Origin of the sequence: Aeromicrobium sp. PE09-221, assembly GCF_002174305.1 — a bacterium.
In the GTDB taxonomy this organism is placed as follows: Bacteria; Actinomycetota; Actinomycetes; order Propionibacteriales; family Nocardioidaceae; genus Aeromicrobium.
In genome coordinates this window covers 49022-67154 of the sequence record NZ_MIJB01000005.1, presented here as the reverse complement: position 1 = coordinate 67154, position 18133 = coordinate 49022, and the positions used below count along the sequence as shown (strand labels likewise).

The following is an 18133-nucleotide window of genomic DNA, read 5'->3' as shown; positions in this document are numbered from 1 at the left end:
CGTGCTGAAGGGCGTCGACCCGCTGTTGGGACCGGAGCTGCTCTACGCGCTCGCGCGCATGGGACATGGCGACGAGGTGGCCGTGGTGGACACCAATTATCCCGCCTATGCGGCCGGAGTGGAGGTCGTCCGGTTGGACGGGGTGGACTCCACCGAGGCGATCCGCGCGATCACGACGGTGATGCCGCTGGATCAGTTCCTCACCTCGCCGCTGCGGTACATGATCGGCGCACCCGGCGAGGAGCAGCGCGAGGTGGCGCAGGCGGCGATCGAGACCGTCGCCGCCGCCGAAGGGCGTCAGGTCGGGGCCGCGCCCATCCACCGACTCGATTTCTACGAGGCCGCGCGCTCGGTGCGGCTCGTGGTGGCGACCGGCGAGACCCGCCCCTATGGCTGCTTCCTGCTCACCAAGGGCGTCTGGCCCGATCTCCAGCCCGGAGACTGATCCCACCCCGTTGGCGGTAGGTCATCAACCTTTCGCCGTCGTGGCGGTCGACGGTCAACCTCATCGCGTCGCGTTTGAGGTTGCTGGGCCACCGCCGCCCAGGGGTCGCGCTGTCAGACCGCGATCTCTTGGAGTGGATCGCCGCCGTCGATGAGGAGTCGGCCGTGGGGGCGCAGTGCGTCGCGGATGCGACGGTGGGCGGCCTGCCGGAGACGGGGGTGGCGTCCGTCCAGACAGCCGACCCGCACCGCGAAGGCGAGGTCATAAGGCTCTTCATCGGGCCCCAGGACGAAGTCCTCGATCGCGACGCAGCGCACCGAGAGGAGGCCCGAGTCGATGAGATCGTTCGCTCGTCGCTGGATCTGCGCAGTACCCGCCGGCGAGCGGTCGATCACGAGGACGTGCCCGGTCTCACCGACCCGACGAGCCACCTCGACGGCGGCAGCCCCCGGGGCGCCACCGATCTCGAGGACGCGCAGGCCGGACTCGAGTGGCAGCGCGTCCACGATCGCCGCCAGTCGCTCCGAGAGTCGGGCTCCCATGGCGACAGTATGAGCGCGTTGGGCGCTCTCGTCACCCCTTCGCTTCGTCTCGGAGCCGAACCGCCCCAGGCCAGCAGACGTTCCTGAATCGCGGAGAGATCATCCGGGGTCAAAGCCGACGTCATGCTCATGCCCCAACGAAAGCAACTCATCATCCGTGTACCGGGCGGAGCGACGGATGGCGTCAAGATCGAGATAGTCGCGGATTTCACCGCGTGAATAGGCAGCACTGAGTTTGCCCGCCACCGCATCTCGTTCGGTGAGAACTGGCCCGATGCCGAGGTGGACGGGAACATCCGCCCGCCAGTTGACGGCGAAGTCCACATCGTTCGGGAAGCATGAGATCAGGCCACACTCGCCGCAAGAGATCGGCATTGAGCAGAGCTTCCTGGTCTTCGGGCGTGCCCTCGCGCACGATGGCCTGGTAGGCGGCGAGACGGAGACCTTCACGATCGAGATCGAAAACCCGCCGGGGTCCCCAGTGGACCGTAATCGGCAGCTCGATCTCGCCTGAGTCCGGGCCCCGCAGGGCGTCGAGGGAGGAGGGCACCTCATAGGGGACGATGTCCTTGTAGAGGATCTTCTCGGTCACGGGTCTCACCGCCTCGCCGGTCCGGTCACTCAGATTCTACTCCGGCCGGCCCGTCACGAAGACCGCCGCGAGCCAGATGAAGGCGACCCACAGAAAGAGCCGTTGCCACCGGCCCGCATCGGGCGCGTCGTTCTCCCACGCGGTGGCGAAGCGCGTGGCGAGGAATCCCGAGACGAGTGCGACCGCGAGGGATGACCAGCGGAGAAGGGGATCGTCCCCCGTCAGTGCCACCACGGCCGCCGCGGCCGGAAAACCGCCGAAGACGATCGCGCCGGCCTGGTCGTGGCGTCGATGGGCGATCGAGAACGAGTCGGGTGTCGTATCGGGGGTGCCGGGCGGGTAGCCGCGCATCGGATCCATCCGCCAAGCTCCCGAGGCGATCAGGGCACATCCGAGGACGCCGATCGCGATCGCGGACCAGGGCTGCGATCCCGCCAGCCCGGCCGCACCGACGACGATCCCCGCCCCGACGAGGAGGAAGTTCGCTGTCTGCACCCAGCCCCGCGGACCGAGGGCCAACGCGCTCACCGGCTGTCGCCTCGGGCCGTAGTCCGGCCGCGTCCACCCGTCGAGGGTGAACACGACCGGGAAGGCCACGGCCGCGATGGCAGCGATCAGGATCATCGGTCCCAGCGGAAGGTCGCCGCCGCGATCCCCGCCCCGAGGACCGACGTGGCGCCGAGGCTGACCCAGCAGCGCCAGGGAACCGGCTCACCGGCCCAGGCCGCGGACAGGCCGTCCACCGCCGCGCCGAAGGGCAGGACAGCGCCGATGCGGTCGATGACCTCGGGGAGGGTATCCGGGCCGCCGAACATCCCACCGAGGGCGCCGATCGTGAAGAAGGTGATCAGGCCGATGGCGATCGCGGCATTGGGTGTGGGAGCGAGGGCGGCGACGACCATGCCGAGCGCGTACATCGCTGCGATCGACAGGGCCACGATGCCCAGCGCGGGGACGAGATCGATCGGCAGGCGGGCGTCGAAGGCCACCGCCGCGACCGTGAAGGCGATCGCCAGGCCCAGCAGCGCCTGGACCAGACTGACGATCACCTGAGCTCCGAGGACGGTCATCGGCGAGATGGGCGTGACCGCCAGCCGGCGCAGGATCCCGGTCTTGCGGTAGATCGTCAGGAAGCTCGGCATGTTGATGATGCCGATGGTGGCGATGACGATGGCGAAGACGATCGGCAGGACGAAGATGTCCAGTGCGGTCCTCCCGCCCACGATCTCCTCGTCGCTCGCCGACGATGCGTTCATCACCATGATGAGCAGCGGCAGCGCGACGGGGATGACGAGTCCGGCCGTATCGCGGATGACCATCTTGGCCTCCCCGCGCACCAGCATCGCCAGTGGTCTCAAGGCGGGGGTATTGGTGCTCATGCCGCGTCCTCCTCATCCTCGACGCTGTCGAGATCGTGGCCGGTGATCGCGACGAAGGCCTCCTCGAGCGTGCTGGTCCCGGCCCGGGCGGTCACCTCGGCGGGTGTGCCCTCGGCGACGACCCGCCCGGCGTCGAGCAGGACCACTCGGTCACACAGCCGCTCCACCTCGTCCATGGCGTGGCTGACCAGGATGACGGTCTCCTCGGTCAATGACTCGATGGCTCCCCAGATGCGCCGCCGCGCGCGGGGATCGAGCCCGGTGGTGAGTTCGTCGAGGATGACCACCTTCGGTCGGCCGATGAGGGCGAGGGCGATGGAAAGGCGCTGCTGTTGACCGCCGGAGAGCGATTCGAAGCGGGTGTCGCGCTTGCCGCCTAGCTCGACCATCTCGATGACCTCGTCGGCGGGTCGCGGATCGGGGTAGAAGCTGCGGTACATCTCCACGAGCTCGCTCACCGTGAGCGCATCGTGCAACCGGGCCTCCTGCAACTGCACGCCGAGCAGATGGCGCACGGCCTTGCGGTCGCGGCGCGGGTCGAGGCCTAACACGCGCACCGTTCCGGAGTCGGGCGCGCGCAGGCCTGCGATGATCTCCACGGTCGTGCTCTTGCCAGCGCCGTTCGTGCCGAGGACGCCGAGCACCTCCCCGTGGCCGATCCGGAAGCTCACGTCGTCGACCGCGATCGTGTCGCGGTAGCGCTTGCGGATGTTCTCCACGAGAACGGCGGGTTCAGTCATGGTGGCGACCCTAGGTCGATCACCGGGTCTCACGCCCGTGCCGATCGTCAGCGATGCGGACATGACTTCCGGCACCCCTTGGCGGGCATGCGGCGCTCTACGCTGGTGTCATGCGACGTCTGGCCCCCGAGGAATGGTCTGGCCTCGTCATGCTCGTGGTGTGCGCCGGCGTCTCACTGCCAGTTATCCTGGGATGGAGCGTGACCACGATCCCCTACCCGCTGTGGCTCGCCCTCTTCGCCATCGCCTTCCTCGCGTTCGTCGTCGCGGCGCTCGCGAGCTCCGGACTGGGGCGCTGGGCCTACGGACTCGCGATCTTCGCGGGCTGGGTGTTGCTCCTCACGGTCGACTTCCCGGGGTTGCTGCCGATCCTCCTCGTCATGCTCGCGGCCTTCGGTCCCGACCTCGTCACCGGCCGCACGACCGCCGTGATCATCGCCGCCAATACGGTGGTCATCGGCGCCGCGACCTGGCGGACTGATCAGGGTTGGCAGAACACCGCCATCACCACGGGTTTCTATCTGTTGATCCAGATCGCCACTTACTTCAGTGTCGCCGCGATCTCCCGGGAGCAGCGGCTCCGCGGCGAGCTGTCGGAGGCGCATGTGGAGTTGCAGGCGCAGAGTGTGCTGCTGGAGGAGACGTCGAGGTCTGCCGAGCGACTGCGGATCTCGCGCGACCTGCATGATCTCATCGGTCATCAGCTGACCGTTCTCACGCTGGAGCTGGAGGCGGCCCGGCATCGGGAAGGAACCGAGTCCAGGGAGCATGTCGAGCGTGCCGATCGGGTCGCGCGGGACCTGCTCGCGGATGTGCGGTCGACGGTCGGTGAGTTGCGCGACCGTCCGACCGATCTCGCGCGGGCGCTCAAGCAGGTGGGCAAGGATGCGCCGGGTCTCGACGTCGATGTCGAGGTTGAGGGTGACATCGTGCTGGACGAGCAGCAGACCGAGGCGATCGTGCGAGCGATGCAGGAGATCGTCACCAACACCCTGCGGCACGCGCGCGCGGAGAACCTGATGGTCGATGTCCGCCGGGACGGGCTGATGGTGATGCTCCGTGCGGCGGACGACGGCGTCGGTGCCTCGGGGGTCCGGCTCGGCAACGGGTTGAACGGGCTCACGGAACGATTCGCGGCACTCGGCGGCGCCGTCGAATTCGACGGCGAACAGGGATTCCGCGTCGAGGCTCGGGTGCCGGTTCGATGACCCGCGTGGTGGTCGTCGACGACCAGACCCTCGTGCGGCAGGGCATCCGCACCCTGCTGGACCTCGCGGGCATCGAGGTGGTGGGCGAGGCGGATGACGGCGAGTCGGCACTGGTGGCGATCGAGGGGAGCGCTCCCGATGTCGTCCTGCTCGATCTGAGGATGCCGCAGTACGACGGTATCTGGACGCTGAACCGGTTGCGTGAGCGCGACAGTGATGTTCCGGTGCTGGTGCTGACGACCTTCGACGACGATGAACTCGTTCTCGAGGCGCTGCGCGCGGGTGCGCGGGGCTATCTGCTCAAGGACGTCACGGTCGAGCAGCTCGCGCGCGCCGTCGCGACGCTCGCGGAGGGCGGCACGCTCATCGCGCCCACGATCACCGACCGTCTCGTGCGCGCGATCCGGTCCGGTCCGCCGCCCGTCGGTGCCGATGCTCCGGCGGTCCAGGAGTTGACGGAGCGCGAGGTCGAGGTGCTGCGGCTCGTCGCGGCGGGATACAGCAACCGTGAGATCGCGGAGGTGGTGTTCCTCGCCGAGGGGACGGTGAAGAACCACGTCTCCACGATCCTGCTCAAGCTCGGCGCCCGTGACCGCACCCGGGCCGTGCTCCGCGCCCTGCACGAGGGCATCCTGCGCTAGGGCGATCAGGGAAGCGCGAGTCTTTCGATGCATCGGGGCGGGTCCGGTCTCGGGCGGTGAGATAGGCACCCCTCGTCCCGATGGGCGGTGGGGTACGCACCTCTCGGCACGCGCGATACGTGCGTACGTCACCGCCACGGCCGGCGTCGGTGCGTCAGCCGGGTCTCCGCTCACGGAGGATGTGCATCTGTGGTCGTCATGGCAATCGCGGATGCACATCCTGCGTACGGCCGGGGACGAATCGGACTAGGGTCGATGGGACGCTGCCCAGGAGGTCCCGTGCCCAGCACTGTCATCGAAGTGCGGCGGTCCTATGAGACCGCCGAGGAGATCGCGATCATCGACGCCGTCCATGAGGCCCTGGTCGTCGCCTTCCGCATCCCCGAGAAGGACAAGCACATCCGGCTGATCGTCCACGAGCCGCACCGGTTCGCGACGCCGCCCGACCTCTCCCACGCCGACCGGGCCACGATGGTGACCATCGACTGCTTCGCCGGCCGGTCCGCCGACGCCAAGCGACGGCTCTATGCCGAGATCGTCCGACGGCTGGAGGTGCACGGCATCCCGGCCGACCACGTCACGATCGTGGTCCGCGATCTCGAACTCGGCTTCGAGGTAGAGGTCTGACATGGCTGCCAGGGGGAAGCCCGACATCCTGACCGTCCTCGGTCTCGCGATGGTGGCCACCACGATCCTCGTGCTCATCTGGCCCGCCTTCGTGCCGTACGGACTCGGGATCGCCGTCTTCCTCGCGGTCATGATCCTCGGCACGCTCTGGTCGAGACGCCAGAAAAATAGAGAGCAACCGCTTTCTTTTTGAGCGCGATCGTGACATGCTCACCCCGTGGCGACCCAGACCGAACGACGAGAGCGCACCATCGCGCAGCTGCTCGACGCGACCATCGCCCTGTTGAACGAGCGCGGCTATGCCGCCACCACCACCCAGGCGATCTGCGAGCGCGCGGGTCTCAGCCAGGGCGCCCTCTTCCGGCACTTCCCGAATCGTCGTGCCCTGCTCGCCGCCGCAGCGACCGAGGTCGCACGGCGCCAGGGGGCCGCGTTCGCCGCCGCGGACATCGGGCCGGTCGACTCGCGGGAGACCTTGTGCCGGGTGCTCGACGAGCTCGTCCGCCTCGGATCCTCGCCCGAGAACCGCACCTGGCACGAGCTCATGCTCGCCGCCCGTACCGATGCCGATCTGCGCAGCGTGATGGAGCCCGCCACCGAGGAGTATCACCGGATCCTCATGTCCGGTGCCGCGGTCCTGTTCGCCTCGTCTCCCGTGTCCGACCCGCGTGCCCTGCTCCGGGTCGTCATCAGCGTCGTCGACGGACTCGCGCTCGCGGTCCCCGTCTCGCACAGCCCGGCCGATATCGAGGCCGCCGTCGATCAACTCGCCACCCTCATGTGGTCCGTCCTCCAGGAGTGACATGCAGCAACCCCCACGTCAGCCGCACGCCATCGTCGTCGGCGCCGGACTCGCCGGTCTCGTCGCCACCTACGAGCTGGCCCGCGCCGGTAAACGCGTACTCGTGCTCGACCAGGAGAACCGCGCCAACCTCGGCGGCCAGGCCTGGTGGTCCCTCGGCGGCCTGTTCTTCGTCGATTCGCCCGAACAGCGCCGGATGGGCATCAAGGACTCCTTCGACCTCGCCTGGCAGGACTGGCAGGGCTCGGCCGGATTCGACCGGCTCGACGACGAGGATGTCTGGGCACGGCGATGGGCCGAGGCCTATGTCCGCTTCGCGACCTATGAGAAGCGCGACTACCTGCGTGAGCTGGGCTTGAAGGTCCTGCCCATCGTCGGCTGGGCCGAGCGTGGCCGCGGCGATGCCCTCGGCCACGGCAACTCCGTCCCGCGCTTCCATCTGACGTGGGGGACCGGACCGGAAGTGGTACGGGTCTTCGCCGAGCCGGTCCAGGCCGCCGAGGGCACCGGCATGGTGGAGTTCGGCTTCCGGCATCGGGTCGACGAGCTGATCGTCGAGGACGGTGCGGTCGTCGGAGTCCGGGGCGCGGTGCTCGCGCCCGATGACGCCGAGCGTGGTGTGGCCTCCAACCGGGACGAGGTGGACGACTTCGAGCTGCGTGCTCCGGCGGTGATCGTCACCTCCGGCGGCATCGGCCACAACCACGACCTCATCCGCGACAACTGGCCCACGGACCGCCTCGGGCCCGCGCCCCGGCACATGATCTCCGGTGTCCCCGCCCACGTCGACGGCCGCATGCTCTCGATCACCGCGGAAGCCGGAGGACGCATCGTCAACCGCGACCGCATGTGGCACTACACCGAGGGCGTCCACAACTGGAATCCCGTGTGGGCCGATCACGCCATCCGGATCATCCCCGGCCCCAGCTCGCTGTGGCTCGATGCGACCGGTCGCCGTCTCCCTGCGCCGAACTTCCCGGGCTTCGACAGCCTCGGGACACTGCGCGAGATCCTCTCCAGCGGGTACGACTACTCCTGGTTCGTGCTCACGCAGTCGGTGATCGAGAAGGAGTTCGCCCTGTCGGGCTCCGAGCAGAACCCCGATATCACCGGCAAGGATCTGCGGTTCCTCCTCAAGAGCCGTCTCGCCAAGGGCGCGCCGGGACCCGTCGAGGCCTTCAAACAGCACGGCATCGACTTCGTCGTCGCCGACACCGTCCGCGAGCTGGTCCAGAAGATGAACGGCATCGTCGCCGCCGACGACGAGCCGCGCGGCCCGATGCTCGATCCCGACCTCGTCGAGCGCCAGGTACTCGCCCGCGATGCCGAGCTCGCCAACGACTTCGGCAAGGATCTGCAGCTCATGGCGATCGCCAATGCCCGCCGTTCGCGGACGGACAAGCTCGTGCGCGTGGCCAAGCCCCACCGCTTCGCCGACCCCGAACACGGTCCTCTCATCGCGGTGCGCCTCAACATCCTCACCCGCAAGACCCTCGGCGGGCTCCAGACGGACCTGAGCTCCCAGGTCATCGGTCCCGACGGCGAACCGATACCCGGCCTCTACGCGGCCGGCGAGATCGCCGGCTTCGGCGGTGGCGGCGTGCACGGCTACAACGCCCTGGAGGGAACCTTCCTCGGTGGCTGCATCTTCTCGGGCCGGGCGGCGGGACGAGCGGTCGCGCGCGCCTGACCGCTACCAATCGGCGCGGTACACGGTCGGCCTCGTGCCCCCGCGAGGAGACGACCAGCATCGACCATAGTGAGGTCCGATCACCCGGTGGACCGGCTCGCGAGAGGCGAAACGTACGATGAGGACGTGATCGACCCGACCTCCTTCGTTGCGCGGCTGGCGCGTGCTATGGGGGTTGGCGCGGCGGTCACCGCTGTGGCGATGGTCGCCCACATGATCGGTCACGGAGTCGTCCCCTCGGTGGTGGCTCTGGCTCCGGCTGCGGGGCTCGTGGGAGCCGTCGCCTTCGCGATGTCGGGACGGCGCTGGTCCTTCGGGATACTGACCCTCGGAGTGGGGGTGGCGCAGGTCGGTGTGCACGGACTGAGCTCCTACCTCACAGGGCACGCGCACCTCTCTCTCACGATGGTCCTCGCCCACCTGATCGCCACGCTAGGGAGCGCGGCATTCCTCGCCTACGCCGACCGGTTGTGGTGGCGTTTGTGGCAGTGGGCCACGCGCAGCATCGCGGCGCTCACGGCCGTCGCGCCTCGCCCGGAGATCCGGGTCACCCGCTTCGACACCACCGGACTCGTGCTTCCGCTCGGCCCGCGCCTCGCAGTCGTGGCGCCGCGCGGTCCCCCCTACGTCGACTGAGTCACCCACATCAGCGGCTTCGGCCGATCCCTCCCGCCCCTGGGCGGGCCTCAGTCACGCAAGGACATCTTGAACATGCATCGTCATCTCTATCGCGCTGCCCTCGTGGGCGGCACCACCGCGGCTCTCGTCGCCTTCGGGGCCAGCAGTGCCTCCGCGCACGTCACCGTCTCCCCGTCGACGACCGCTGCAGGTGCGTATTCCGTGCTCACCTTCGCCTTCGGGCACGGGTGCGGAGAGTCGCCGACTACTCAGATAGCCATCGACATCCCCGACGAGAGCATCAATGTCACGCCGACGATCAACCCGACCTGGCAGGTCGAGAAGGTCATGGAGACCCTCGATGAGCCTGTCGACGACGGCCATGGCGGTGAGTACACCGAGCGGGTCGACCAGATCGTCTACACCGCCGACGCCCCGCTCGCAGATGGTCTGCGCGAGACCTTCGAGCTCTCGCTGCAGCTCACCGGCGACGAGGACGACAAGCTCGTCTTCCCAACGATCCAGACCTGTGAGGACGGCGAGACGGCCTGGATCCAGACGTACGAGGAGGGCGAGCCTGAGCCTGATACTCCCGCTCCGTACGTGACACTGACCGCGTCGGAGGGCGACGGCCACGGTCATAGCGACGGAGAGGCTTCGGCTTCAGCCGATGACGCCGATGCTGGAGGATCGAACGCCGTCGGCTGGATCGGCATCGCGCTCGGAGCACTCGGACTCGCCGCTGGCGGCACAGCTCTCGCTCGCACCCGGCGATCCTCGTGACCCTCGCGCTGGCCCGGCGAGTTCTGCTCGCCGGGCTGGTCGTGGTGCTCTTCGTATCGATCCCCAGTCCGGCGCAAGCCCACGCCAATCTGATCGGCACCGACCCTGCTGACGGGCAGGTGGTGCCGACTTCCCCCGAGACGGTCACGGTCACCTTCAACGAGCCGGTGTCGCTGGCCTCGGCCGGCAACCAGCTGCTCGATGCGGAGGGACGGCAGGTCGCTGCGGAGTTCAGCGTTCGCGATGCCGAGGTGACGGTGACACCGACCGGTGAACTCGCCGACGGCACCTATGTGCTCAGCTGGCGAGTGATCTCCACGGACACACATCCGGTCACCGGTGGCATCACCTTCTCGGTCGGCGAGCCGAGCGAGACCGTCGTGAGTGTGCCGACCGTGCAGGCCGAGCGCGAGGTCGAGGTCGCCAAGATCGTCGCCGAGGCGATCCGATACGCGGGCGTGCTCACGTTCGCTGGGCTCATCGTCTTCCTGACGATCGCCGCCACCCCGGTCACCCGGCGCGACGGTCAGGCTCGTGACCGTCTACTGCGAGCCACCGATATCGCGGCCGCGATGGGCGTATTCGGAGCTCTATTGCTCATCCCACTGACCACATTGTGGGAGTCCGGCGAAAGTCTTGGCGCATTGCCCCGAGCGTTCACATTGACCAGCCCCGCAGCCGCGGCGACGGGAATCTTGGCCTTCGCCGTGATCGTCGGTCTAGTGGGAGCCAGGCGCCCCGACCCGGCGCTCTCCGGCGTGGGCGCGGGGCTGGCACTCGGCTCACTCGTCGTCGTCGGCCACACCCGCAGTTTCGGACCTTCCTGGATGGTTCTGGGCGCGGACCTGGTGCACGTGGCCGCGGCGGCCGTCTGGCTCGGTGGTCTGGTCGGACTGCTGGTCCTGCTGGCGCAGCGTCCTCGATCCCGCGATGCGGCGGTCGTCATCTCTCGCTTCTCGGTCCTGGCGGCCTGGTCGGTGGCGCTGCTGCTCGTCGCGGCCGTCGCCCTGTACTGGCGCACCTCGGGATCCCTCGAGGGCTTGTGGACGACGACCTACGGCCAGCTCGTCACCATCAAGTCGGCGCTGACCCTCTTGGTCCTTGCGGTGGCGGCCTGGAACCGGAGGCGTCTCGTGCCGCTCGTGGAGCGTTCTGCCGATGCCCGGACGACCCTGCGCCGGACCGTGGCGATCGAGGCATCGATCCTCGCACTGGTCGTCATGGTCACCGGGGTGCTCGTCTCCACCACACCGCGCGAACAGGAGACGACCCCACCGGCCGCACCCACTCAGCTCACCCTCGATCTGGGGGACATCACGGCCGATGTGCGGGTGACACCCGGTGATCGTGGCGTGAACTCCATCGAGGTGGATCTGACCGATGCGGATGGTCGCCCCGTCGCCCCGGTCGAGGACCCCGAATTGACCATCGCCCTCGACGAAGCCGGTCTCGGGCCGTTCACCCGACCACTCGCGGCCGGCGAGGACGGGCACTATGAGGCAACGGCCGATTTCGCTCTGCCGGGAACCTGGACACTGCGGCTCTCCGTCCGCATCAGCGAGTTCGAGGCCCCCGTCGTGAGCGGGGAGGTGGAGATCCCATGAAGCTGCGCTGGGTCACGGCATTCGCGGTGATGGCGCTCCTCGTCCTGCTCGGCGCGCCGGCATCGGCCCACGTGCTCATCGACGCCGTCGAACCGGTCGAGGACGGTGCAGTGCGCGTCACCTTCTCCTTCGATCACGGCTGTGACGGTGCGCCAACCGATGAGATCGTCGTCAGCACTCCCGAGGGCACCGACGTGGTCGGCGATCTCACGCAGCCGGACGGATGGATCGGCGAGGTGACCGAGTCGTCCATCCGCTGGACGGGTCCGGCGATCGCCGATGGCGATCCAGGGACCTTCACGGCCGTGATGCGGCTGACCGGGCGAGTGGGTGAGACACTGCTCTTCCCGACCGACCAGTTCTGTGAGGGCGGCGGCACCTATACCTGGGACGATCCCGCCGATGATGCCGAGGAGCCGGCCCCGCGGGTGGTCGGTACGGCGGCGACCCTCGACGAGATCGTCGGCGCCGATACCGGACCATCGGGAGCCGGATCCACCGCGGTCGCGGTGGCCGTCCTGCTTTCCGCGGTCATCGGGGCGACGGCCCTGCGCATCGGATCCGACCGGCTGCGGCGAGCCTGACCATGTTGAGACAGTGCCTGCGATCGGGGGCCGCGGCCGGGCTCGCGACGGTGACCGCGCTGATGGCGCACCTCCTCGGTGGTGGTGCGGTCCCGCCAACAGCAGATGTACTCGTCGCTGGTGGGCTCAGCATGGCCGCGGCCCTCGCGCTCGCCGGCACCTCCGTCACCCGACTCGGGTGTGCCGTCGCACTGAGTCAACTCGGTTTCCATGGCCTCTTCGCGGCAGGCGCGCACCATCACGAGTTCACGATCGCCATGGTCCTGTCGCATACGACAGCTTGGGCATGCACGACGATCATCATCGCTCATGGCGAGGGTGCGGCGCGTCGGATCGCGGCGCTGCTGTGGTCCTGGTGGTATCCCCGGCCGGGGGAGGCTCTCGCGGTCGCACCTATGTCCCGGCTCAGCCCGGCGAGTCCGGAGGATGACGTATCCCAGGGGCCCCACCGGTCCACGCTCTCGGTACGCGGTCCACCCTTCTCGGGCCCGCTGACACCCCGCCCTTCCTTCGAAAGGACACCCATGCCCCGCACCATCCGCATCACCGGCGTCGTGGCCCTCGCCATGACGCTGATGCTCACCTGGACGGTTGGCCCCGCCGTGGCTCACGCCCAACTCATCGGCTCGACCCCTGCCGAGGACGAGGTGCTCGACACCGCTCCTGCGCAGGTCGAACTCGAGTTCAATGAGGAACTTATCGAGATCGGGTCCACGATGCTCGTGATCGACAGCGACGGGGAGAATCGTGTGGCCGGCGAGGTCGCCCTGGACGGTCGATTCGTGCGCGCGGATCTCGCCCCGGACCTGCCGGACGGGTCCTATGAGATCCGCTGGCGTGTGGTCTCGGCCGACGGGCACCCGATCAGTGGACGCATCCCGTTCGCGATCGGAGCGCCCGGCGATCCGGTGCCCGAGGCAGAAGGAACGGCGGCGGCGTCAGCAGACGATGCTGACTCCGGCGACCCGGGCGGCCTTCCCGGCCGCGCCATCGTGATCGCGATCGCTGGTGCCGCTGTGGCACTGGCGGTCTGGTTCGCGATCAGTGGTCGCCGCCGACCATAGATCTGAAAGGCACCATCATGCGTACGACCACCACCATCGCGGCCATCGCGGCCGCGACCACGCTCCTCCTTGCCGGTTGCGGCGGTGAGGAGGCTGCCGACAGCGAGGCCAGCTCCTCCCTGTCGATGTCCGACCCCTGGGTCAAGTCCGCCGATGACGGCATGACCGCGGCCTTCGGTGAACTGGCCAATGACGGCGACGATGATGTGACGGTCGTCGCCGTCACCAGCCCCGCTTCGCCCATGATCGAACTCCACGAGACGGTCGACGATGGCAGCGGCGAGATGACGATGCGGGAGATCGAGGGTGGCTTCGTCATTCCTGCTGGCGAGAGCATGACCCTCGAGCCCGGGGGCAACCACATCATGTTGATGGATCTGACCGGCCCGATAGCCGCGGGGGACGAGGTCACCTTCACCCTCGAGCTCTCCGATGGTTCCACGCTCGACGTCGAGGCCCCGGCGAAGGACTACGCCGGAGCGAATGAGAACTATGAGGAGGGAGAGACGGATCACGACATGGGTGACATGTCGTGACCACCGGCGACGATGAGCGTCGCCCGCAGCTGAGCCGGCGTCGTCTCCTCATGGGAGGAGCGGCCGCCGGTGTCGGCGCAGTGGCGGCGGTCGGCGTGGACGCGGTCTGGCGCTCGAGTTCCAGCCCCGCCCCGCCGTTGCACGGAGATGAGACCGTGTCTTTCCACGGCACGCATCAGGCGGGGGTGACGACGGCGCCGCCCGCGCACGCGACCTTCCTCGGTCTCGATCTTCGCGATGGGGTCGATGGTGAGGCCTTGCGACGGTTGATGCAGATCCTGACCGATGACGCCCGGCGCCTGACCGATGGCCGGGCCGCTCTCGCGGATTCCGAACCGGAGCTGGCGACCGTGCCGGCGCGGCTCTCGGTCACTTTCGGCTTCGGTCCACGATTCGTGGAGCGTGCTGCCGGGACGGCCGCGCGCCCGTCCTGGCTGCGCCCCCTGCCCGCCTTCGGCATCGATCGGCTGGAGGAACGGTGGAGCGATGGCGATCTGCTGATCCAGGTGGCTGCCGAGGACCCGCTCACCGTGGCGCACGCGGTGCGCATGGTGCTGAAGGACAGTCGCAGCTTTGCGACGGTGCGGTGGTCGCAAACCGGCTTCCGCCGGGCGCGCGGGTCGGAGCGCCCCGGCACGACGATGCGCAATCTCTTCGGCCAGGTCGATGGTACGGCGAATCTCGCCGCGGAGGAGTTCGACCGCCTGGTGTGGATTCAGGAGGGGTGGCTCGCCGGCGGAACGAGTTTCGTGATGCGTCGCATCCATATGGACCTGGATGAGTGGGACCGTCTTGATCGCGATGGGCGCGAGCAGTCGGTGGGTCGGCGGCTCTCGAATGGTGCTCCGCTGACGGGGACGCAGGAGCATGACGAGCCGGACTTCGAGGCGACGAACTCGCTGGGGTTCCCGGTGATCGCCGAGTTCTCGCATATCCGGCGGGCGCATTCGGAGGATCCCGATGAACAGATCCTGCGACGTGCGTACAACTACGATCTCGCGCCTTCGGGGGAGGAGGTCTCGGATTCGGGACTGATCTTCGGCTCCTTCCAAGCCGATGTCGATCGCCAGTTCGTACCAGTGCAGCGACGTCTCGATGAACTCGATCTGCTGAACAAGTGGACGGTGCCCATCGGCTCGAGTGTCTTCGCGATACCTCCCGGGTGCGGACCGGACGGCTATATCGGCGAGACGCTCTTGGAGTGACCCGGGCCCGCATGGTGGCGATGATGCGCGAAAGACCAGCCGAGGGCGATCAGGACGACGACGATCCCGGCGATGCAGGTGCCGACGACGGCGGCGGTCTCACCCCAGGCGTGGACGATGATGCCCACGAAGGCCCACACCAGCGTGACCGGATAGAGGGGCAACTGCGCGCCGTAGAGCGCGGTCACGGCCGTCCCGATCAGTACGGAGGCGATGAGCACCGCCAGCTGCCACCACGGCTCGGCCGGATCGCCGAAGCTCGCACCGATATCCGAGGCCCAGTTCTGGAATACCGCTGCGGTGGCCCACGCGGCGTATATGCCGACCGTCGAGCGGACGAGCACGACGAGCCAGCGGGGTGCGCCGGACCCGGCCGCCGCGATCCGCGCCGCGTCGAGCAGCGCCACCGCCATGATCGTCAACACGACCGACGTGACCCATGGCCACTCGGCCGCCGAGACCCCGATCCACACGGCCGCGCCCACGAAGGCCACCGATAGATCGATGCTCAACCGCATCGGCTGTCGCGTGCCCGTCGACCCCTTCCACAGCATGGCGGCGGCGGTCACGATCGACAGCGCGTAGATCAGCCCCCACAGTGAGAAGGTGTATCCCGCCGGGGTGATCAGCAGGTCGGTCGTCGACTCGTTCGGCTGCGCTCCGCCACCCGTGTAGGGGATGACGGGAGCCGCCGCCTGCAGGATCGAGGCCACCAGCACCACGGCGAGCAGCGGACGGGACATGCCGGGATCGGCGACGGAAGAAGGGCTCGGGGAGTGCTCGCTCATGCCGCCACCGCCTGAAGGAAAAGAAGGGTACGCCGATGGCGGCATTCGTGGGCGCCGATCGTTCGCTCGCTCATATGACGACGATAGGCATTCTGGACGCGTTCAGCAGTACGAGCGGACGTTGCCCGTGCTCGTTAGGCTCGGGATGACACCGTCGCGTCGTCGGACGACTCCAGAAGGACACCGTGAGCGAATCAGAGTTCGAGCGTCTCTCCGAGACGTTGCCGGATCTTCGCGCGATTCCCGATCGCGTCGCCGGTGACTCGCGACTGGCCCTCAAGGAGCTGCAGAACCGGCTGGTGGCCTTCCAGCTCAAGTACCAGTTCGCGATCGACCAGCTCGAGACCAAGATCAACATCTTGCGCGAGGAGTTCGAGCACACTCACGAGTACAGCCCGATCGAGCACGTGCGCACGCGGCTGAAGTCGATGGACAGCCTGCTCGACAAGATCGAGCGCACGGGCAGCCCGCGCGATCTGGAGCAGGTGGGGGAGCACATCCGCGATATCGCCGGGGTGCGGATCACCTGCGCCTTCGTGGCCGATGCCTACTGGATCGCCGACATGTTGACGAGTCAGCCCGATGTGACCGTGGTCGAGGTCAAGGATTACATCGTCGAGCCGAAGGACAACGGTTACCAGAGCCTGCATCTGATCGTGCAGACCCCGGTCTACCTCTCCGATCGCACCGAGCAGGTCTACGTGGAGGTGCAGATCCGCACGATCGCGATGGACTTCTGGGCGAGCCTGGAGCACAAGATCTACTACAAGTACCAGGGCGAGATACCTGAGCGACTGCGCGATGAACTGCATCAGGCCGCGGTCGTGGCGGACCACCTGGACCGTACGATGGCGCGTCTGCACGACGAGGTCTCGCGTCTCGGCGGCCGCGATGGTGTCGTGCGACATCAGCGTCACGACTAGGGTGTCGTCGGTCTCGGGCGGATCTACACTCGGCCCATGACGTTCCCGGTCGCTCTCCAGGACGGTGTCGTCTTGCGCGTCCTCGAGCCGGACGACGTCTCGTCGCTCGCCGCGGCGCTGCTGCGCAATCGCGATCATCTGGCGCCGTGGGAGCCGCAGCGCTCACCGGAGTACTACACCTCCGATGGACAGCTCGATCGGATCGAGCGCATGCTTGCGGGCATGGCGCAGGGCACGCAGGTGCCGCTGGTGCTCTCCCAGGATGACCACGTCGTGGGGACGGTCAGCGTCAACGACATCGTGCGGGGGGCGTTCCAGAACGGGCACATCGGCTACTGGATGGATGCGCGCTTCCAGAGTCGCGGGTTGATGACCGCGGCGGTGCGTCAGGTCGTCCGCTTCGCCCGCGATTCCCTCGGTCTCCACCGGTTGCAGGCGGGCACGCTCCGGGAGAACATCCGCTCACAGCGGGTGCTGGAGCGCAATGGGTTCGTGCGCTTCGGGCTGGCGCCGGAATACCTGCGGATCGCGGGACGATGGCAGGATCACGTCCTCTATCAGCGGATCCTCCCTCTCTGACGGTACCGGGCAGCACACGGCAATCCGTGTGACCCTCGATCCATGAGTGCTTCCTCGTTGTCCCTGGCCGAGGTGATGGACCGTGTCGACTCGCGGCACTGGCGTGTCGTGGAGGGTGTGCTGCGGGCCGGTTTCACCACCGGTGACTTCATGACCGGGCTGGGCTTCATCACCCAGGTCGCGGCGGCGGCCGAGCGCGCACAGCATCATCCCGATGTCGACCTGCGCTACGCGCGGGTGCACGTCGCGCTCATGTCCCATGACGTGGGTGCGCTCACCGAGCGAGACATCGCGCTGGCGGCGGAGATCTCCGCTATCGCCGACGACCTAGGGATCGAGGGGGAGCCGACGTCACCACGGCGGCTGACCATCGCCATCGACACGCTCGACGCCGAGGCGATCCGGCCGTTCTGGAGAGCGGCGCTGGCCTATGAGGATTCCGACGGTGATCTCGTCGATCCCGATGGCATCGCTCCGGCGGTGTGGTTCCAGTCGACCGATGAGGCGCGGACGCAGCGCAACCGGATCCACCTGGACGTGCTGGTGCCCGTCGATGTCGCCGAGCAGCGCGTCGCCGAGGTGGTCGAGGCCGGTGGCACGCTGGCAACCGACCGTTTCGCCCCGAGCTGGTGGGTGCTTGCGGATGCCGACGGCAATGAGGCCTGCATCTGCACCGAGCTGGATCCTCCCGCCGCCGACTGAAGACGTGACGACCCGCGCCCCTGGCGGTGACGTACGCACCCCTCACCCGCCAGGGCGGTGGGCTGCGCACCTTTCCAGGGC

23 protein-coding genes are annotated in these 18133 nt (G+C 68.1%); 17 read left to right on the top strand and 6 right to left on the bottom strand.

The window, feature by feature from the left end; translation table 11 throughout:
• Window position 1: 1 nt before the first annotated feature.
• Complete coding sequence (locus tag BHE97_RS02950; RefSeq protein WP_087622529.1) at window positions 2-445, top strand: RbsD/FucU domain-containing protein; 444 nt, start codon at window positions 2-4, stop codon at window positions 443-445.
• Between the two features lie 113 nt (window positions 446-558).
• Here the strand turns inward: BHE97_RS02950 and BHE97_RS02945 are convergent, their stop codons facing one another.
• From BHE97_RS02945 to BHE97_RS02925, 5 genes are all read right to left on the bottom strand, one after another.
• Entirely contained in the window at window positions 559-987 is a 429-nt protein-coding gene (locus BHE97_RS02945; RefSeq protein WP_087622528.1) for a methyltransferase domain-containing protein, read from the bottom strand.
• A 99-nt stretch (window positions 988-1086) separates the two neighbouring features.
• Complete coding sequence (locus BHE97_RS19660; RefSeq protein WP_140399939.1) at window positions 1087-1311, bottom strand: hypothetical protein; 225 nt, start codon at window positions 1309-1311, stop codon at window positions 1087-1089.
• Between the two features lie 304 nt (window positions 1312-1615).
• Window positions 1616-2203: a DUF998 domain-containing protein gene (locus BHE97_RS02935; RefSeq protein WP_087622526.1), complete on the bottom strand. Its 588-nt coding sequence runs from the start codon at window positions 2201-2203 to the stop codon at window positions 1616-1618.
• Window positions 2200-2958: an ABC transporter permease gene (locus BHE97_RS02930; RefSeq protein ID WP_087622525.1), complete on the bottom strand. Its 759-nt coding sequence runs from the start codon at window positions 2956-2958 to the stop codon at window positions 2200-2202. The genes BHE97_RS02935 and BHE97_RS02930 overlap by 4 nt, the downstream gene beginning before the upstream one ends.
• Complete coding sequence (locus BHE97_RS02925; protein WP_087622524.1) at window positions 2955-3698, bottom strand: ABC transporter ATP-binding protein; 744 nt, start codon at window positions 3696-3698, stop codon at window positions 2955-2957. The genes BHE97_RS02930 and BHE97_RS02925 overlap by 4 nt, the downstream gene beginning before the upstream one ends.
• 110 nt (window positions 3699-3808) lie before the next feature.
• On the opposite strand from BHE97_RS02925, the gene BHE97_RS02920 reads away from it, so the two are divergent.
• The 13 genes from BHE97_RS02920 to BHE97_RS02860 all read left to right on the top strand — a co-directional run bounded on the left by BHE97_RS02920 (window position 3809) and on the right by BHE97_RS02860 (window position 15060).
• The gene (locus tag BHE97_RS02920; protein WP_201791280.1) at window positions 3809-4906 is read left to right on the top strand and encodes a histidine kinase; all 1098 of its coding nucleotides are present in this window, start codon (window positions 3809-3811) and stop codon (window positions 4904-4906) included.
• Window positions 4903-5547 (top strand): response regulator transcription factor, encoded by a 645-nt coding sequence (locus BHE97_RS02915; RefSeq protein WP_087622522.1) that lies wholly within the window; start codon window positions 4903-4905, stop codon window positions 5545-5547. Before BHE97_RS02920 ends, BHE97_RS02915 begins: the two co-directional genes overlap by 4 nt.
• 279 nt (window positions 5548-5826) lie before the next feature.
• The gene (locus tag BHE97_RS02910; protein WP_087622521.1) at window positions 5827-6174 is read left to right on the top strand and encodes a tautomerase family protein; all 348 of its coding nucleotides are present in this window, start codon (window positions 5827-5829) and stop codon (window positions 6172-6174) included.
• Window position 6175: 1 nt separating this feature from the next.
• Entirely contained in the window at window positions 6176-6367 is a 192-nt protein-coding gene (locus BHE97_RS02905; protein WP_087622520.1) for a hypothetical protein, read from the top strand.
• Window positions 6368-6391: 24 nt separating this feature from the next.
• Window positions 6392-6976 carry a TetR/AcrR family transcriptional regulator gene (locus BHE97_RS02900; RefSeq protein ID WP_087622519.1) on the top strand — a complete coding sequence of 195 codons (585 nt, stop codon included), beginning with the start codon at window positions 6392-6394 and terminating at the stop codon, window positions 6974-6976.
• Window position 6977: 1 nt separating this feature from the next.
• Entirely contained in the window at window positions 6978-8666 is a 1689-nt protein-coding gene (locus BHE97_RS02895) for an FAD-binding dehydrogenase (RefSeq protein ID WP_087622518.1), read from the top strand.
• A 126-nt stretch (window positions 8667-8792) separates the two neighbouring features.
• The gene (locus BHE97_RS02890) at window positions 8793-9302 is read left to right on the top strand and encodes a hypothetical protein (protein ID WP_140399938.1); all 510 of its coding nucleotides are present in this window, start codon (window positions 8793-8795) and stop codon (window positions 9300-9302) included.
• A 75-nt stretch (window positions 9303-9377) separates the two neighbouring features.
• Entirely contained in the window at window positions 9378-10067 is a 690-nt protein-coding gene (locus BHE97_RS02885; RefSeq protein WP_087622516.1) for a YcnI family protein, read from the top strand.
• Window positions 10064-11671: a copper resistance protein CopC gene (locus tag BHE97_RS02880; RefSeq protein WP_087622515.1), complete on the top strand. Its 1608-nt coding sequence runs from the start codon at window positions 10064-10066 to the stop codon at window positions 11669-11671. The genes BHE97_RS02885 and BHE97_RS02880 overlap by 4 nt, the downstream gene beginning before the upstream one ends.
• Window positions 11668-12255: a DUF1775 domain-containing protein gene (locus BHE97_RS02875; RefSeq protein WP_087622514.1), complete on the top strand. Its 588-nt coding sequence runs from the start codon at window positions 11668-11670 to the stop codon at window positions 12253-12255. Before BHE97_RS02880 ends, BHE97_RS02875 begins: the two co-directional genes overlap by 4 nt.
• Window positions 12256-12257: 2 nt before the next feature.
• On the top strand, window positions 12258-13319 hold the full coding sequence (locus BHE97_RS02870) for a copper resistance CopC family protein (protein ID WP_087622513.1): 1062 nt from the start codon (window positions 12258-12260) through the stop codon (window positions 13317-13319).
• 17 nt (window positions 13320-13336) lie between these two features.
• Window positions 13337-13855 carry a copper chaperone PCu(A)C gene (locus BHE97_RS02865; protein WP_087622512.1) on the top strand — a complete coding sequence of 173 codons (519 nt, stop codon included), beginning with the start codon at window positions 13337-13339 and terminating at the stop codon, window positions 13853-13855.
• On the top strand, window positions 13852-15060 hold the full coding sequence (locus tag BHE97_RS02860) for a Dyp-type peroxidase (RefSeq protein WP_236757501.1): 1209 nt from the start codon (window positions 13852-13854) through the stop codon (window positions 15058-15060). The genes BHE97_RS02865 and BHE97_RS02860 overlap by 4 nt, the downstream gene beginning before the upstream one ends.
• Here BHE97_RS02860 and BHE97_RS02855 read toward each other — a convergent pair.
• Window positions 15033-15848 (bottom strand): hypothetical protein, encoded by an 816-nt coding sequence (locus tag BHE97_RS02855; protein ID WP_201791279.1) that lies wholly within the window; start codon window positions 15846-15848, stop codon window positions 15033-15035. The genes BHE97_RS02860 and BHE97_RS02855 overlap by 28 nt on opposite strands.
• A 185-nt stretch (window positions 15849-16033) precedes the next feature.
• Here BHE97_RS02855 and BHE97_RS02850 point away from each other — a divergent pair, with 185 nt between their 5' ends.
• Genes BHE97_RS02850 through BHE97_RS02840 form a run of 3 tightly spaced genes read left to right on the top strand, consistent with a single transcriptional unit; the run spans window position 16034 to window position 18052 of the window.
• Window positions 16034-16771: a GTP pyrophosphokinase family protein gene (locus BHE97_RS02850; RefSeq protein ID WP_236757500.1), complete on the top strand. Its 738-nt coding sequence runs from the start codon at window positions 16034-16036 to the stop codon at window positions 16769-16771.
• Between the two features lie 36 nt (window positions 16772-16807).
• Entirely contained in the window at window positions 16808-17350 is a 543-nt protein-coding gene (locus BHE97_RS02845) for a GNAT family protein (protein WP_087622510.1), read from the top strand.
• Window positions 17351-17392: 42 nt separating this feature from the next.
• On the top strand, window positions 17393-18052 hold the full coding sequence (locus BHE97_RS02840) for a VOC family protein (RefSeq protein WP_087622509.1): 660 nt from the start codon (window positions 17393-17395) through the stop codon (window positions 18050-18052).
• Window positions 18053-18133 lie beyond the last annotated feature (81 nt).

What these genes read in the sequence shown, in the direction of transcription:
- BHE97_RS02945 (WP_087622528.1), bottom strand. Translation starts at nt 987, where the DNA reads ATGGGAGCCCGACTCTCGGAGCGACTGGCGGCGATCGTGGACGCGCTG.
- BHE97_RS02935 (WP_087622526.1), bottom strand. Translation starts at nt 2,203, where the DNA reads ATGATCCTGATCGCTGCCATCGCGGCCGTGGCCTTCCCGGTCGTGTTC.
- BHE97_RS02930 (WP_087622525.1), bottom strand. Translation starts at nt 2,958, where the DNA reads ATGAGCACCAATACCCCCGCCTTGAGACCACTGGCGATGCTGGTGCGC.
- BHE97_RS02925 (WP_087622524.1), bottom strand. Translation starts at nt 3,698, where the DNA reads ATGACTGAACCCGCCGTTCTCGTGGAGAACATCCGCAAGCGCTACCGC.
- BHE97_RS02920 (WP_201791280.1), top strand. Translation starts at nt 3,809, where the DNA reads ATGCGACGTCTGGCCCCCGAGGAATGGTCTGGCCTCGTCATGCTCGTG.
- BHE97_RS02915 (WP_087622522.1), top strand. Translation starts at nt 4,903, where the DNA reads ATGACCCGCGTGGTGGTCGTCGACGACCAGACCCTCGTGCGGCAGGGC.
- BHE97_RS02905 (WP_087622520.1), top strand. Translation starts at nt 6,176, where the DNA reads ATGGCTGCCAGGGGGAAGCCCGACATCCTGACCGTCCTCGGTCTCGCG.
- BHE97_RS02895 (WP_087622518.1), top strand. Translation starts at nt 6,978, where the DNA reads ATGCAGCAACCCCCACGTCAGCCGCACGCCATCGTCGTCGGCGCCGGA.
- BHE97_RS02885 (WP_087622516.1), top strand. Translation starts at nt 9,378, where the DNA reads ATGCATCGTCATCTCTATCGCGCTGCCCTCGTGGGCGGCACCACCGCG.
- BHE97_RS02875 (WP_087622514.1), top strand. Translation starts at nt 11,668, where the DNA reads ATGAAGCTGCGCTGGGTCACGGCATTCGCGGTGATGGCGCTCCTCGTC.
- BHE97_RS02870 (WP_087622513.1), top strand. Translation starts at nt 12,258, where the DNA reads ATGTTGAGACAGTGCCTGCGATCGGGGGCCGCGGCCGGGCTCGCGACG.
- BHE97_RS02865 (WP_087622512.1), top strand. Translation starts at nt 13,337, where the DNA reads ATGCGTACGACCACCACCATCGCGGCCATCGCGGCCGCGACCACGCTC.
- BHE97_RS02855 (WP_201791279.1), bottom strand. Translation starts at nt 15,848, where the DNA reads ATGAGCGAGCACTCCCCGAGCCCTTCTTCCGTCGCCGATCCCGGCATG.
- BHE97_RS02845 (WP_087622510.1), top strand. Translation starts at nt 16,808, where the DNA reads ATGACGTTCCCGGTCGCTCTCCAGGACGGTGTCGTCTTGCGCGTCCTC.
- BHE97_RS02840 (WP_087622509.1), top strand. Translation starts at nt 17,393, where the DNA reads ATGAGTGCTTCCTCGTTGTCCCTGGCCGAGGTGATGGACCGTGTCGAC.